Origin of the sequence: Flavobacterium sp. CS20 (genome assembly GCF_018080005.1) — a bacterium.
Lineage (GTDB): Bacteria > Bacteroidota > Bacteroidia > Flavobacteriales > Flavobacteriaceae > Psychroflexus.
The window spans coordinates 78744-93935 of record NZ_CP073015.1; the positions used below are offsets into that span (position 1 = coordinate 78744).

Consider the following 15192-nt stretch of genomic DNA (forward strand, 5'->3'; position numbering starts at 1 on the left):
AACAACTTTAGTATTGTCAAAATCGAGGGATGGGCGGTCTTGCGAGAACAGAACTTGACATGATACCTATTTCTGGTCAAGTGGCAATCGGCATAAAGAGGGCAGGAGCTTTGCTTACGGCTCAATTACGGAACAGGAGAAGCTAATTAATAGTGCAAAAATACCACAACCCCGAAGGGCAAGGTAGAAAGTAGCGATACTGTTAATTAGTGGCGGATTAGTCTGTAGTAGTGATGAAGTTTCTGTAATGGAAATGGAGCGAAGGGACTGACTTAACAGTTTTAAATTGTATTACAACTAAAGATTTTTTTTTAGGATGATTTTCAAAGAGAAACAAAAGTCGCAACCGATATTAAAGCGACAGGTATGGGATGCCTTTAAAAAGGTAAAGAGTAACAAAGGTATTTCAGGTGTTGATAATTTGTCAGCACAAGAAGCACATTCACGTCCTATGAAATACTTATATCCTGTATGGAATAGGTTAGCCATGGTAGTTATTTTCCAGCACTGCGCGAGGTAGAAATACCCAAAGAAGACGGTCGAATCAGGAAGCTTGGCATTCCAACAGCACAAGACCGAACGGCTCAAATGGTAATAAGAGAAGAATTAGAACAGATTGTAGATAAACAGTTTAGTAAAGATTCTTTTGGCTATCGACCAAACAAATCAGCGCATCAAGCCATAAAGCAATGCAGGGAAAACTGCATGAAAATGGATTGGGTGATAGATTTGGATATCAAGAGTTTTTTTGATGAGATAGACCATGACTTAATGCTTAAAGCATTAGGACATTTTACCAAAGAAAAGCATATTCACTTGTATGTAGCACGTTGGTTAAAGGCTCCAATTCAAAAGAAAGACGGTAGTATTCATTCACGAGACAAAGGCACACCACAAGGAGGTGTTATTAGCCCATTACTGGCAAACATTTTCTTGCATGTTGTTTTTGATAAGTGGATTGAGAACAACCACCCGGAAGTAAAGTTTGAGCGCTATGCTGATGATATTATCATCCATTGCGATAATTTTAAACAAGCCTTGCGGACGTTGGAAGCGGTAAAAGCCCGATTTAAACAGTGCAAATTGCAGATAAAAGACGGCAAGAGCAATATCGTTTATTGCAAACGCAACCAAAAGAAGCATCCACCATTTAAGGTTCATTATGTAACATTCGATTTTCTTGGATTTACATTTAAGCCAAGAATGGTAAAGGGCTATTTTGGGAACTTTCATTTGGGATTTACACCGTCAATCAGTCGTAAACGACAGAAACGCATCAATCAAACTTTGTTTAAGATGAAACTTCATCGTATGGTTCATTTACGCCTGCCAGATTTGGCAGGCATAATAGCAGAAAAAGTACGAGGTTGGATTAATTATTACGGCAAAGTAAGAATGAGTGAATTACACTATGTATTTCGTTTCTTGAATATGCGTCTGGCAAAATGGGTACGCAACAAATATCGGAGATTTAGGCGTAAACACTGGTTTTTTGCCTACAAATGGTTACAGGAAACTGCAAAGCATTATCCTAATCTGTTTGTGCATTGGCAATACGGTTTTACGCCATAGACTTGTTAAGAAGAGCCGTATGATGGGAGACTATCACGTACGGTTCTGTGAGAGGTTTAGGGGTGAGATTCCCTTTACCTACTCGACTTTTTTCTCCTAATTAAAATCAAAAAAATTATAATTAAGAAATATAAAATATTTTCTCTTATTAAATCAACTACTGTAATATTATCATTAAAGTAAGCATAAATTGACCAAATAAAAAAAAATGAGACTATAATAATTATTAAAATAAAAAAGTATTTCATTATCTAATCACGACAAGATTGAATCAAATTATATGTTGCCCAAGCTTTAGTTACTAAAAATGAGCCTAATGCCAAAGCTCCTACACCTGTTGGTCCTGCTGCAACTGTGGCAACTGCAGCTCCTGCTGTAACAAGTAGACTAGATACTATTGCTCTATCACAGCCATCCATAGCACTTACATCTACATTTTCATCTTCATATAAATCTGACAAGTAGTTATCAAACTCTAAATAAATAATTACATTTTGATTGTCAGCTTCACTAAGATTATATCTTGCAAGTTCTTCGTAAAACATATCTGATTGGAAGATACCTTTTAAACTTTCACTGATATTTATAATATTAGGATTATATCCATATTCTATTAAAAGACTTTCTGATCCAAATTCTCGGGCATAACTTAAAGCACTAGGGAATGACTCTTCAACAAAATTCCAATGATTATTAAGCTCCTCAGTTGAGAAGTAATCTGAAGCTGAAGTTCCACCTCTTTTAAAAGAATTATTATTTTGATTACCTAATAAATTTGCATGCATTGTTTTTAAATCATCACTATCAACTGAAAGATTTTTTGGATCATCGTCTACAGTGCAAGAGATTAACAAAATAATAGATACAAGAAATGTTGCAATTTGTGTTTTTTTAAAATTTTTAATAAAATTCATTTTTCTTAAGTTTATGAAGGATTTATTAACCTTCTGATTAACATTAATCTACTCTTTCGATTTTCGTAACTCGTCTGTCATATTTTTTATTTCTTTTCGACAGAATTTCACATGTTTTTGATTTTGGATTGTCAGTCCTTTTTTAACCGTAATATAGTTTTAATGTAGCATAACTAGTATATATCCACAAAAATACACCACTTTTTTAATTTTTAGACTTGTTTTTATACTTTTTTGCCATTTTATCTAATGGACTTTCTATCTTTTTAGTGCTTTTTTGACTAATATGAGTATAAACTGTAGTCGTTTTGATACTGCTATGGCTCAAAAACTTTTGTATATATCTTATGTCTGTCCCGCCTTCTAACAAATTCTGACTAACGTAAAATTATATCACTATAAATCAGTTGTTTATATTTTATTCAACATTTCAATTTTCAATCTAAATTTACTCATTTTAAGTTAGCCGAGGGACTAAAGTTTCTATGAGTCTATGAGGGATTGCCCATAACGGCATCGGCTATGAGTAGTTGCGTGGGTTAGCACTTAACTTTGCAAGTACACACCAAACTGAAAATCCGCGAGGATTTTCAGAAGTAGGCGAGAACAAGCAATTACTTATAGCCATTGTTGTAGCCAGTTGTGTGTCCTGCGTTACTTGGGGATACAAGATAGTGATTAAGTTCATTGAAAACAAGTAACATAACTGTAATTGAGATGAGAGTCTCATTGGTATTTAGAAACGACCCTGGCATTTGTTTCAGGTGGATTCACGTAAAGAGTACGATGAGGATTGGTCTCTCGGCTGGGAGTGATTAGGCACACCAGTCAAACCGCCTTATGGGGCTTTCCTTTCACGGGTTGGTCTTGAGCGATAAGGTTAAATGCACTACCTGTGTTGTTTTCAGAGTAGTTTGCTATGGTAGGAGTAAAGAAGCTGAAAGAGACGAGATTGAACCCTTGTAGAAGTGTCGTAAACAACTTTAGTATTGTCAAAATCGAGGGATGGGCGGTCTTGCGAGAACAGAACTTGACATGATACCTATTTCTGGTCAAGTGGCAATCGGCATAAAGAGGGCAGGAGCTTTGCTTACGGCTCAATTACGGAACAGGAGAAGCTAATTAATAGTGCAAAAATACCACAACCCCGAAGGGCAAGGTAGAAAGTAGCGATACTGTTAATTAGTGGCGGATTAGTCTGTAGTAGTGATGAAGTTTCTGTAATGGAAATGGAGCGAAGGGACTGACTTAACAGTTTTAAATTGTATTACAACTAAAGATTTTTTTAGGATGATTTTCAAAGAGAAACAAAAGTCGCAACCGATATTAAAGCGACAGGTATGGGATGCCTTTAAAAAGGTAAAGAGTAACAAAGGTATTTCAGGTGTTGATAATTTGTCAGCATAAGAAGCACATTCACGTCCTATGAAATACTTATATCCTGTATGGAATAGGTTAGCGATGGTAGTTATTTTCCAGCACTGTGCGCGAGGTAGAAATACCCAAAGAAGACGGTCGAATCAGGAAGCTTGGCATTCCAACAGTACAAGACCGAACGGCTCAAATGGTAATAAGAGAAGAATTAGAACAGATTGTAGATAAACAGTTTAGTAAAGATTCTTTTGGCTATCGACCAAACAAATCAGCGCATCAAGCCATAAAGCAATGCAGGGAAAACTGCATGAAAATGGATTGGGTGATAGATTTGGATATCAAGAGTTTTTTTGATGAGATAGACCATGACTTAATGCTTAAAGCATTAGGACATTTTACCAAAGAAAAGCATATTCACTTGTATGTAGCACGTTGGTTAAAGGCTCCAATTCAAAAGAAAGACGGTAGTATTCATTCACGAGACAAAGGCACACCACAAGGAGGTGTTATTAGCCCATTACTCTGGCAAACATTTTCTTGCATGTTGTTTTTGATAAGTGGATTGAGAACAACCACCCGGAAGTAAAGTTTGAGCGCTATGCTGATGATATTATCATCCATTGCGATAATTTTAAACAAGCCTTGCGGACGTTGGAAGCGGTAAAAGCCCGATTTAAACAGTGCAAATTGCAGATAAAAGACGGCAAGAGCAATATCGTTTATTGCAAACGCAACCAAAAGAAGCATCCACCATTTAAGGTTCATTATGTAACATTCGATTTTCTTGGATTTACATTTAAGCCAAGAATGGTAAAGGGCTATTTTGGGAACTTTCATTTGGGATTTACACCGTCAATCAGTCGTAAACGACAGAAACGCATCAATCAAACTTTGTTTAAGATGAAACTTCATCGTATGGTTCATTTACGCCTGCCAGATTTGGCAGGCATAATAGCAGAAAAAGTACGAGGTTGGATTAATTATTACGGCAAAGTAAGAATGAGTGAATTACACTATGTATTTCGTTTCTTGAATATGCGTCTGGCAAAATGGGTACGCAACAAATATCGGAGATTTAGGCGTAAACACTGGTTTTTTGCCTACAAATGGTTACAGGAAACTGCAAAGCATTATCCTAATCTGTTTGTGCATTGGCAATACGGTTTTACGCCATAGACTTGTTAAGAAGAGCCGTATGATGGGAGACTATCACGTACGGTTCTGTGAGAGGTTTAGGGTGGAGATTTCCCTTTACCTACTCGACTTATTATTGAATTCCAATATATTCCCATTTGTCCTCGATTTACCATTTTCAGTTTAATGTTTGTTAAGTCAACAACATTTTCGTCTTTTTTAAATTCAGCTATGTTTTTAAATCTTGCAAATACAAAATCCCAGTTCAAATAGTGATTTAACATCCATTTCAATTCATTGTCAGTTTTATTTTGGTCAATCCGCTTTTTTAATTCCGTAATGATTTTCAATTCCGCATTTTTGTCCAATTCAGCTATTCCAGTCAGATAGTTCGGTTCTGTCATTGAGTACCATTGAATAAACAGTCCTCTTTTCAAACATTCAATATCAGTTTCCGACATATTTGCATACCCCTTATGCACTTTTCTGTAGCCAGCATAAATTTCATTTAAAGTCAAGCCTTTTCCTTCCGAATTTCCTTTTCCGTTGTAAAGGTCAATTGTCGAAGAATATAATTCAGTTTCTTTTTTTGTTAAATCAGTCAAGGTCATTTTTTTAGCTTGCAGGTAACGTTTTGCCGCTTTGCGAAGGCGGGGATTTTTAGCACTAAACTTCATTAGATGCACAAAGCTTGAATTTAGCACTTCACTGTCATAGAAGCACGAAACCCCCGCTTTTGCAAAACGGCTGTTGTAGGCAGTTATTGTTTTTCGCTTATTAATTTTAATGCATATTCTAAGTAAATATTTTCATTATTAATATATTGATTTATTGTTGGGATTACTTCGTAATTGGGTTTTACTCCACTTCCAAATGGTAATTTTGGTTCAACATTCATCACAAATTGTAATGCTGGGATTTCAATGGTTATTTTGGAATTTGGCAAAGTTAAATCTTGACTATATCCACTCGTATTTCCATAATAACCTCCGCCTGTTTCTTGTCCAATAAATGTTGCTAATCCTTGCGAATACATCATATTTGAAAATTCGCTACCGCCAGAATATGTTATTGGACTAATGAGAACATACACATTACCTTTAAAGGTGTCTTTTGGTGCTTTTTTGTATGCCATAAGTCCGAGACCTAAATTATTTTTTCTTTCAAGACTTCCATCTTTCATTTTTTTGTTTACAAAAATTCGTTCTAAAAATCCGAATACTTTAAGTTTTATCGGTTTGTCAATTCCATTATTAAGGATTGCTTTTTGAGTTTTGACTCTTACTTTAGAGTATTTTTGGTAATTATCGCCAAAATAAGAATATAACAAACCTTCATTTCCTTCAGTTCCACCGCCATTTTTACTAACGTCAATAATCACATTTTTAATATTATGTTCTTTTATTTCGGAAAAACTTTGTTTCAAGAACTTTTTTAATGTTTTATATTTGCTTTCTCTTTTAATTATGTCGTTTGAGAATGTTTGAATATCCAAATAAGCTGTTTTTGCATTTATAATTTTGAATTGCAAAGGTTCATTTTCAGTTTTTTCTTTGTCAATATTGTTGTTCTTTTTTAGGTTTTCATTAATTTGACTAATTGACAATGAATTAATTGTGATAGGCTCTGTAATTTCTTTGAATTTTACTTTATATTTCTCAATTATTCCATAGTAGTAAAAATAGTTTTTAGAAAAATTAAAGCCACCCAAATCACTGTATTTTACAGATTTTATGTACCCATCTGATGCAAATAAATTTCTAATTTTTGTGACAATTTCTTTGGGTGTTTCTCCATTGATTTTTTCAATTTCAAGATTTTCAATTTTTGCAGAATTATTTGAAGCATTTTTGACACAATATAACTTCTCGCCCAAGAAAACCACAGTTAAAGGTAAAAATCGAATATTTTCATTTTTATTGGTCTGTTCTTTAACTTCTTTTGGTAAAAAAATGTCTGTGTGGTCTTCTCTTGATAATGCTACTAATGGTGCGATTATTTTGTGAAATTCATAAACATTAAGGTCGGTTGTGATTTTGTTTTTCGCAGTTTGGAAAGCAAAATCAACGCTGTCTTTTGGGGTGTACTAGTACATTCCAGAATGAAACTTGTCCAAGCCTTGATACAATAAATCTAAATCTCTATGAAGTTTCTCCTTTGCAATTTTGGGAAAATCTCCAAAATTCTGAGAATACGTGGTTTGTATCAGTAAAATTAAAAGTATAAATGTCGATATTTTCTTCATTGACGGGTCGTTCTGTATAATTGCCTACAACGTCCCGTATATGAAAAGTAGGCGATTTCGAAGCACCAAATTTTCGGTTAAGCACAAAGTCTGATAAGAGTCATAACCCTTGGATTTACTACTATTTCGCCTATTTTTTATATACATTGTTGTAGCCAGTGCTTTCTTATTTTCCAAGTTTTAAAATTTGAATAGCACCTCGAATTACAATAACAAAAACAACAGCTCCAACAATCAAATCCGGTAAGCTTGAATTTAACCAATTTACCAAAAGTCCGGCTAAGATTACACCTGAATTTATAATTATATCATTTGAAGTAAATATCATACTTGCCTGCATATGAGCTTCTTTGCTCTTTGATTTTTGCAGTAAGTATAGACAAGTTGCATTGGCTAAAAGTGCTAAAATAGAAACCACTATCATAGTTGAAAAATCAGGCAATTCTTCATTTGCTATAAATCTTCTGACTACCTCCAAAAAACCAATTATTGCCAATGTCATTTGAAAATATCCTGCGAGTTTCGCAACTTTCTTTTTTCTCGTTAATGTACCGCCAACAGCAAATAAACTAATTCCATAAACAAGCGAGTCCGCCAACATATCCAAGCTATCAGCAACTAATCCCATTGATTTTGAAATCAGTCCTGTCGTCATTTCAATTATGAAAAAAACAAAATTAATTGCGAGAACAGACCAAAGAAGCTTCTTTTGATTTGAGTTTTCTGTAAATTCTATTTGGTCGGCTTGTTCGGTTGTTAATCTTTTACTGCCTAAATTCAACTCTTTTATCGATTTTTCTATTTGGTCGATTTGTTCGTTATGAAAAACTGTCAATTTTCGATTTGGAATATCAAAATCAAGATTTTTAATGCCCGAAATTCCGTCCAATTTCATTCGGATTAGATTTTCCTCTGAAGGACAATCCATTTTTGTTATCTTAAATATTGTTTTTTCCATTTACAATTTTGATTTTTTTTCGCATTGGCTACAACTAGTATATATCCACAAAAATACACCACTTTTTTAATTTTTAGACTTGTTTTTATACTTTTTTGCCATTTTATCTAATGGACTTTCTATCTTTTTAGTGCTTTTTTGACTAATATGAGTATAAACTGTAGTCGTTTTGATACTGCTATACTTCAAAAACTTTTGTATATATCTTATGTCTGTCCCGCCTTCTAACAAGTTCTGACTAACGTAAAATTATATCACTATAAATCAGTTGTTTATATTTTATTCAACATTTCAATTTTCAATCCAAATTTACTCATTTTACGTTAGTTGAGGGACTAAAGTTTCTATGAGTCTATGAGGGATTGTGCCCAACGGGCGAGTGTATCATTAGTGGCGTGCAAAAAATCAACACATTTTCGTTTTTATTGGTAAAGATAGAAAAAAATCTCAAACCCTAAAATTCTGCCAAAACACAGCCATTAATGATACACATTGTTGGTAGTAGCGGTGGAGCAGGCGAGGTCTTTTGCTGAAAACGCCTTAACCATTCGCACCTATTTTTTTTACTTCCAGGTTTCAAATTTCCCTTAATTTTGATGTTATAACATTTCGTTGAAGATTAGCCATAGTTTTTGATTTAGCATCGTAGAAAGCGGTGTGAAGAAAGAAATATCGAGATGACAGTAATTCCAAAAAAGAAAAAGCGAAGTTAATTCACCGTTGAATTTGAGCTATATTATTTATAACAAATCCGAAATCTATAACTTTAAATTCTGATTTTCTGAGAAAACCTATTTAAACATATAAGTTTTTCCGCTTTCTGCTATTGAAACAGGTTCAAAAACAGTTTTAGCTTCCTGTTTGAAAGCGTCAAGGTTTTTATAACGTGCAGAATAATGCCCTAAAATCAAGTAACCTACTTCAGCTTTAGCGACTATAATTCCAGCTTGTTTTGCTGTAGAATGTTTCGTTTTTTTACATAAATCCTCGTCAATTTCTAAGAATGTTGATTCGTGATATAACACAGTAGAATTTTTGATTAAAGGAACTATATCTGGCTTAAATGCTGTGTCACTACAATAAGCATAAGATTTTACTGGGTCAGGAGGTAAGGTTAGCTCTTCGTTTGCTATTTTATGACCATTGTCCAAAACAATATCTTCACCATTGACAATTTTGTTATAGTATGCTTTACTGATAGGTAGTTTTTCTACTTTCTCAATATTGAGTTTTTTTTTGGCAGGTTTTTCAGTGATTAAAAAACCGTTAGTGTAAATCCGATGATTTAGTGGTATGGTTTGAACTCTAAATTTTGAATTATTGATGATTTCTTCACTATTTTCAGATTCTAATACATTAAATTTTAAAGGAAAACTCAGAGAAGTTTTTGAAAATTTGAGTTGTAACATTATAATTTCTTTTGCTCCTTTTGGTGCAAATATTTGTAGGGAAGCTTGCCTATTGAGCAGACTTAAAGTTGATAAAAACCCGATAAGACCGAAAAAGTGATCACCGTGTAAATGAGAAATTAAAATGTGTTTAATATTATTGAATTTAATCTTTTGTTGCCTTAGTCTTACTTGGGTTCCTTCACCGCAATCAACCATAATAAGCTGATTTCTAATTTCAACGATTTGAGCAGTTGGAAAAGCATTAGCTTTTGGACTCGCTGAGTGGCAACCTAAAATATGAATTTTTAATGGTGAGCTCATCTAAAAACCTAAATCGCGTTCTATTTCTTCCATTTGTATCAAATCTTCTGCTTCTTTTAGTGTAGGGACTACTCGAAGCTCTTCAGGAACGTTATCTATCAATATAGTGTCATTAACAATGATAAAAGATTTTTTATTTTGATAATGCTTGAGCGAAGGTTTTAAGAAAGTTAATAGTTCTTCTAAAGTTAACTTTCCGTATTTCAAAAGGTCTATAACTAAATTGTTTGATTTAAACTGGTCTAGAAGGCTTTCAATAAAACGAGCAAAATCTTTAGGGTCATCCTTATCGTCTTTTAAAATGATGTAATTGTCTTTCTTGATACTTTGCATAAATTATAGAGTTGGGGTTGAATAATGTTTTAGTTTAGAAGCCAAAAGATATAAAACGGCCATTCTAATTGCAACACCATTTTCAACTTGGTTTAGAATAATAGAATGATGTGAATCTGCTATATCGCTTGAGACTTCAACACCGCGGTTGATAGGGCCTGGATGCATCACTACAATAGATTTATCAATGGTATCTAAACGCTTTTTGTCTAAACCGTATTGACACACGTACTCTCGAGTTGAAGGATAATATTTCGTGTTCATACGTTCGTTTTGTACTCTTAGCATATTGGCAACATCACACCATTTTAGAGCTTTATCAAGATTAAATTCAACCTCAACACCTAAGTTTTTTATGTGTTGAGGTATCAAGGTGTTTGGTCCACAAACTTTAACTTTTGCCCCTAATTTTTTTAAACAAAAAATATTACTCAAAGCCACTCGAGAGTGGAGAATGTCTCCGACGATGACAATTTTTTTATCTTCTACTTTTCCTAATTTTTCTCGAATTGAAAACGCGTCAAGTAAAGCTTGGGTTGGATGCTCATGTGTGCCATCTCCTGCATTGATAATTGAAGCATCCACATTTTTGGCTAAGAATACACTTGCACCTGGATTGGGATGACGCATCACAACCATGTCAACTTTCATGGCTAAAATATTGTTTACAGTATCTATAAGGCTTTCTCCTTTTTTTACAGAAGATGAAGAGGCTGAAAAATTGACAACATCTGCACTGAGTCGTTTTTCTGCTAATTCAAAAGATAACCTTGTTCGTGTACTGTTTTCAAAAAATAGATTTGCAATAGTAACATCTCTTAATGAGGGAACTTTCTTAATAGGTCTATTTATAACTTCTTTAAAGTGGTCTGCAGTTTCAAAAATAAGATTGATATCAGCTTTACTGATGTGTTTTATGCCTAATAAATGGTTTACACTGAGTTCACTCATCGCTTTCTTTTATTAAATATACGGCGTCTTCTCCATCGTTTTCTACCCAAGATACAATGACGCGTTCTTGATTGATAGCATCAACTTGTCTGCCTTTATAATCGGGTTGTATAGGAAGATGGCGACTAAATCTTCTGTCAATTAAAGTCAGCAACTCAATCGATAAAGGTCTTCCAAAGGATTGTATAGCTGTTAGTGCAGAACGAATGCTTCTACCTGTATAAAGCACATCATCTACAAAGACAACTTTTTTGTTTTCAACTATAAAATTAATCTCTGTTTTGTTGGCTTGCAAAACTTTATTGCCTCGCATAAAATCGTCTCTAAAAAAAGTGATATCTAATTTGCCGAAATTTACATTATTGATTTGATATTCTGATTGAAGCAGGTGTTTGATTCTTTCACTTAAATAGATGCCTCTTGGTCGCAAACCTATGACAACAGTATCTTGAAAGTCATCGTGATTTTCTATGAGTTGACAAACAAGTCGGTTTAATATAATATTGAGCTCCTTGTGATTTAATAACTTTTTCTTGCACATTTAATTGGCTTCAGTCATACAAAAATAATTAAATTCTTGAGATCTTAGATTTTACTGTTCATTATATATAGGTATTGAATGATGGACTTTTGCTATACACTTGTTTTAAAGCCTGTTAAAAGGTTTACTTGATATAAAAGTTTTGACAGCCATTTATTTTTGATAGTACTTAAGGTATTGTCGCCTTGCAAAATATCCTAAAACCAATAATACTGCTAGGGTTATAAAGATAAATTGATAGCTGATAATTTGGCTACCGCTTGCATAAGAATGCAAACCTGTCAAGTAGAAATTTACTCCAAAATAAGTCATCATTATCGAACCAAATGCAATGACAGAAGCCCAATTGAAAGCAAATCTTCCGCGTAAGCCTGGCACAAATCGCATATGAATCACAAAAGCGTAAATCATGATGCTTATCAACGCCCAAGTTTCTTTAGGATCCCAACCCCAATAGCGTCCCCAACTTTCATTAGCCCATTGACCACCGAGAAAATTACCTATAGTTAGCATCACTAAACCTACGGTCAAAGATATTTCGTTAATCACGGTCAGCTCTTTGATATTTAAATCTAATTTTTTCTTGTTTTTCTTGTTTGTAAAAAGCATTAAAACCAAAGCGACCAAACCGATGATCATGCTCAGCGTAAACGGTCCGTAACTGGCTACAATTATTGCCACGTGAATCATCAACCAATACGAATCTAATACGGGTTGAAGGTTGGCTATTGTTGGGTCAACCCAATTCATATGTGCAACCCACAAAATTATAGACGTTACAAAAGCGGTTGATGCCATGGTTAAATCGCTTTTTCGCCCAAAGATAAAACCAAAAAACATCGTTGCCCAAGCCACATATATCATACTTTCGTAAGCATTACTCCATGGGGCGTGTCCAGAAATATACCAACGAGCAATTAATCCTAAAGTGTGAGCTATCCAAAGCAAAAGTAAAATGATTTTAAAACCATTGAGTAGCCCAAGATTGAGTTTGTTTTGTTTAAAAATACGATACAACACCACAAAAATCATCAATACACCAGCCAATAAATAATACTGATACAAACGATTAAAAACATCAACTTTATTGTATAGAACTTCCACATCAATTTTGCGGTCAGAAAGCATGACTTCAGAGCCAAAACGCTTTTGGAAATTTTTTATTCCAACTAATATTTCATCTGCTTTGTCATAGCCACCTGTTTCTCTTGCATTTTGTAACCTTTGCATATAAATCGGAAGAATTTGTCTGGTGTAAACAGAATCCATTCCTGTAAAGTGATTTTCTTCAATAGCTTCATTTCGAGAAACCCACTTGTTGTTTGGATGATTGGGAATAGGAAATATTTTTAAAAGTTTACCTTGTAAAGCATCGTAAAACAAATTAACACGTTGGTCGGCTTTAACAAAGTCTTTTTCAAACTGATTTCTAACTTTAGCCCGATAGGCTTCATCTAAATAAGGACTCAATTTATAACTGCCATCAGGATTAAAAAAATCGGTTAAACTGGCATATTTTTTTCCTTTTTCAATACCGAGAACTTTATGTAAACTATCATTTCTCGATTTTAAATAAATTAAAGGCGTGGTGTACCAAACCACTGGATTTTCAATCATAGACAACAACACCTGATCAGAATTTAACGATTTGTAGGTGTCTTTGTGGCTGAGTTTTCGTAATAATTCAGACGAAAAAGTATTCATTGGTTTCATACGACCTTCGACATCTTGTATGACCAGTTTACCAAATTTAGAGGCATGTCTATCATCAACCGCATTAGCTATAATAAGCGAATCAAAGGTTTTGGAATTTAAGCTGATTGGTGATTCTTCTTCTGTATGGTTTTTGTGTATATCATCACTTGATGGCTGAATGCTATCTGATGTTTGAGCAAATCCAGATATGCTGATAAACAGAAACAAAATTCCAAACTGTTTAGCTTTTTTTGCTTTAATTTTATCGAGTTGTTGTTTTAATTTTCCAAAACGAGAACCTTTATCAATCAAAATTAATATCAAACCTAGATACAATAAAGAATAACCGATATATGTAATCCAAGTACCCCAAAAATCATGGTTAACCGATAAAATAGTGCCGTGTTCGTCGGGGTCAAATGACGATTGAAAAAAACGATAACCTTTATGGTCTAAAACGTGGTTCATATAAATGTCGTATGAATAAGATTGACTTCCGTCTATGACTTGCACTTTACTCTTAAAGGATTTATAACTCGGATTGGGTCTATCTTCTGTGCCTGGATGTTTGTCAGCTATAAAATCATCAAGTTTTAAAGCAAAAGGCAGTTCTATAACTTTGCTGCCATAGCGTAAACTGATGTCAAAATCGCCAACTTTGGTTGTTTCCATAGGTTTTAACAAGCCTTTTCCACCTATAAGATTTAAAGTGTCTGATTGACCTTGAGCAGAAATTTTGATTGTTATGCCATCGGGTTGGTCTTTTGACATCATATCCGATTTAACAAGACCTTCAACGCCTTTGACAGGCATTTCAGGAATCACAAACTGCATTTGACCAATGGTATAGAGCGATCTGAATTTTAAACTCTGTAATGAATCTTTTTTGAAATCAAACAACTGTTGATCTGCCATACGCATCACTTGACCTTCAAAAGGACTTTCTATGCTGAAGTTGTTAGACTCGTCTTCAATGATATTGATAGCACCGTCTGTTTTTTTATTGTAAGTAAATAGAGTGTTGTGAATATTGGCAACTTCGCCTTCTTTTAAATAGTGTTCATGACGTTGTCCGTCACCAGATTCAACAATTTTGAGATGTTTTTTACCTTTTAGATCTTCAACAATTCCCATTTTTGCATCGGGAACAAATTCCAAAATTTCAAATGTAACGGGAATTCCGTTATAATTGGTTTCAATGGTTTTATTATTGTTTAAACCGTCTGACAAAACCAAGGGGAAATGTTGACTCCTTCTTTTGGGTTGTCCGTTAATTTCGCCATCGATATAAGTTGTTAGATAAACATCTCTAGACAGCATTGTGCTTTCAACTTCGCCTTCTCTGATTGGCATTGAACCTTCAAAACCAATATAGCGTGTTACAAATGCACCAACTAAAATCAAAATAAAGGATAGATGAAAGAGTAGGGTAGTCCATTTTTCTCTACGCCATAATTGGTATCGCGAAATGTTCCCTAAAAAATTAATCACAAATAAAGCCATAATAGCTTCAAACCACCAAGCATTGTAAATCCATTCTCGTGCCGTTAGTGTTGTATAAGAATTTTCAACAAATGTTCCAATTGCCATTGCTAAAGCAAAAACAATAAACAAGGTCGCCATAAGTTTTGTCGAAAACAAAACAGATTTAATTTGTTCTATAATTTGTATTAAAATAGGTTGATTTTCAGATTTTGACATGATTGTGCAATTGGGTCTGCAAATATAGACATTATGTCTTGATGTCTATAACAAAATAAGCC

12 protein-coding genes and 1 pseudogene are annotated in these 15192 nt (G+C 34.0%); 3 read left to right on the forward strand and 10 right to left on the reverse strand.

The annotated features are described in order from the left end of the window. Positions 1-498: 498 nt before the first annotated feature. A pseudogene (gene ltrA, locus IGB25_RS00345) lies at positions 499-1572 on the forward strand (group II intron reverse transcriptase/maturase); the annotation flags it as partial. 251 nt (positions 1573-1823) lie between these two features. Here the strand turns inward: ltrA and IGB25_RS00350 are convergent. Both IGB25_RS00350 and IGB25_RS15305 read right to left on the reverse strand, forming a co-directional pair. Beyond that, positions 1824-2486, reverse strand: coding sequence for a hypothetical protein (locus IGB25_RS00350; protein WP_211065681.1), 663 nt, complete (start codon positions 2484-2486; stop codon positions 1824-1826). Between the two features lie 205 nt (positions 2487-2691). Then, positions 2692-2856: a tyrosine-type recombinase/integrase gene (locus IGB25_RS15305; protein WP_211065682.1), complete on the reverse strand. Its 165-nt coding sequence runs from the start codon at positions 2854-2856 to the stop codon at positions 2692-2694. A gap of 1113 nt (positions 2857-3969) precedes the next feature. On the opposite strand from IGB25_RS15305, the gene IGB25_RS00360 reads away from it, so the two are divergent. Both IGB25_RS00360 and IGB25_RS15100 read left to right on the forward strand, forming a co-directional pair. Beyond that, positions 3970-4446: a reverse transcriptase domain-containing protein gene (locus tag IGB25_RS00360; RefSeq protein ID WP_211065683.1), complete on the forward strand. Its 477-nt coding sequence runs from the start codon at positions 3970-3972 to the stop codon at positions 4444-4446. Further along, positions 4398-5036, forward strand: coding sequence for a reverse transcriptase domain-containing protein (locus IGB25_RS15100; protein WP_211065684.1), 639 nt, complete (start codon positions 4398-4400; stop codon positions 5034-5036). The genes IGB25_RS00360 and IGB25_RS15100 overlap by 49 nt, the downstream gene beginning before the upstream one ends. Positions 5037-5092: 56 nt before the next feature. Here IGB25_RS15100 and IGB25_RS00370 read toward each other — a convergent pair whose 3' ends face one another. The 8 genes from IGB25_RS00370 to ccsA form a co-directional block, all read right to left on the reverse strand. Next, positions 5093-5671, reverse strand: a complete 579-nt coding sequence (locus tag IGB25_RS00370; RefSeq protein WP_211065685.1) for a hypothetical protein — start codon at positions 5669-5671, stop codon at positions 5093-5095. Positions 5672-5754: 83 nt separating this feature from the next. Then, positions 5755-6870: a S41 family peptidase gene (locus tag IGB25_RS00375; RefSeq protein WP_211065686.1), complete on the reverse strand. Its 1116-nt coding sequence runs from the start codon at positions 6868-6870 to the stop codon at positions 5755-5757. A 535-nt stretch (positions 6871-7405) separates the two neighbouring features. Beyond that, positions 7406-8197, reverse strand: coding sequence for a cation transporter (locus tag IGB25_RS00380; RefSeq protein ID WP_211065687.1), 792 nt, complete (start codon positions 8195-8197; stop codon positions 7406-7408). Between the two features lie 791 nt (positions 8198-8988). Then, positions 8989-9909, reverse strand: a complete 921-nt coding sequence (locus tag IGB25_RS00385) for a ribonuclease Z (RefSeq protein WP_211065688.1) — start codon at positions 9907-9909, stop codon at positions 8989-8991. After that, positions 9910-10242 (reverse strand): ribonuclease Z, encoded by a 333-nt coding sequence (locus IGB25_RS00390; RefSeq protein ID WP_211065689.1) that lies wholly within the window; start codon positions 10240-10242, stop codon positions 9910-9912. 3 nt (positions 10243-10245) lie between these two features. Continuing rightward, positions 10246-11193, reverse strand: coding sequence for an aspartate carbamoyltransferase catalytic subunit (locus IGB25_RS00395; RefSeq protein WP_211065690.1), 948 nt, complete (start codon positions 11191-11193; stop codon positions 10246-10248). After that, a complete protein-coding gene (pyrR, locus tag IGB25_RS00400; protein WP_211065691.1) occupies positions 11186-11734 on the reverse strand; it encodes a bifunctional pyr operon transcriptional regulator/uracil phosphoribosyltransferase PyrR in 549 nt (182 codons plus the stop codon). The genes IGB25_RS00395 and pyrR overlap by 8 nt, the downstream gene beginning before the upstream one ends. A 153-nt stretch (positions 11735-11887) precedes the next feature. Then, positions 11888-15130: a cytochrome c biogenesis protein CcsA gene (ccsA, locus tag IGB25_RS00405; protein WP_247653550.1), complete on the reverse strand. Its 3243-nt coding sequence runs from the start codon at positions 15128-15130 to the stop codon at positions 11888-11890. Positions 15131-15192: the final 62 nt, after the last annotated feature.

What these genes read in the sequence shown, in the direction of transcription:
- IGB25_RS00350 (WP_211065681.1), bottom strand. Translation starts at nt 2,486, where the DNA reads ATGAATTTTATTAAAAATTTTAAAAAAACACAAATTGCAACATTTCTT.
- IGB25_RS00370 (WP_211065685.1), bottom strand. Translation starts at nt 5,671, where the DNA reads ATGAAGTTTAGTGCTAAAAATCCCCGCCTTCGCAAAGCGGCAAAACGT.
- IGB25_RS00380 (WP_211065687.1), bottom strand. Translation starts at nt 8,197, where the DNA reads ATGGAAAAAACAATATTTAAGATAACAAAAATGGATTGTCCTTCAGAG.
- IGB25_RS00385 (WP_211065688.1), bottom strand. Translation starts at nt 9,909, where the DNA reads ATGAGCTCACCATTAAAAATTCATATTTTAGGTTGCCACTCAGCGAGT.
- IGB25_RS00390 (WP_211065689.1), bottom strand. Translation starts at nt 10,242, where the DNA reads ATGCAAAGTATCAAGAAAGACAATTACATCATTTTAAAAGACGATAAG.
- IGB25_RS00395 (WP_211065690.1), bottom strand. Translation starts at nt 11,193, where the DNA reads ATGAGTGAACTCAGTGTAAACCATTTATTAGGCATAAAACACATCAGT.
- pyrR (WP_211065691.1), bottom strand. Translation starts at nt 11,734, where the DNA reads ATGTGCAAGAAAAAGTTATTAAATCACAAGGAGCTCAATATTATATTA.
- ccsA (WP_247653550.1), bottom strand. Translation starts at nt 15,130, where the DNA reads ATGTCAAAATCTGAAAATCAACCTATTTTAATACAAATTATAGAACAA.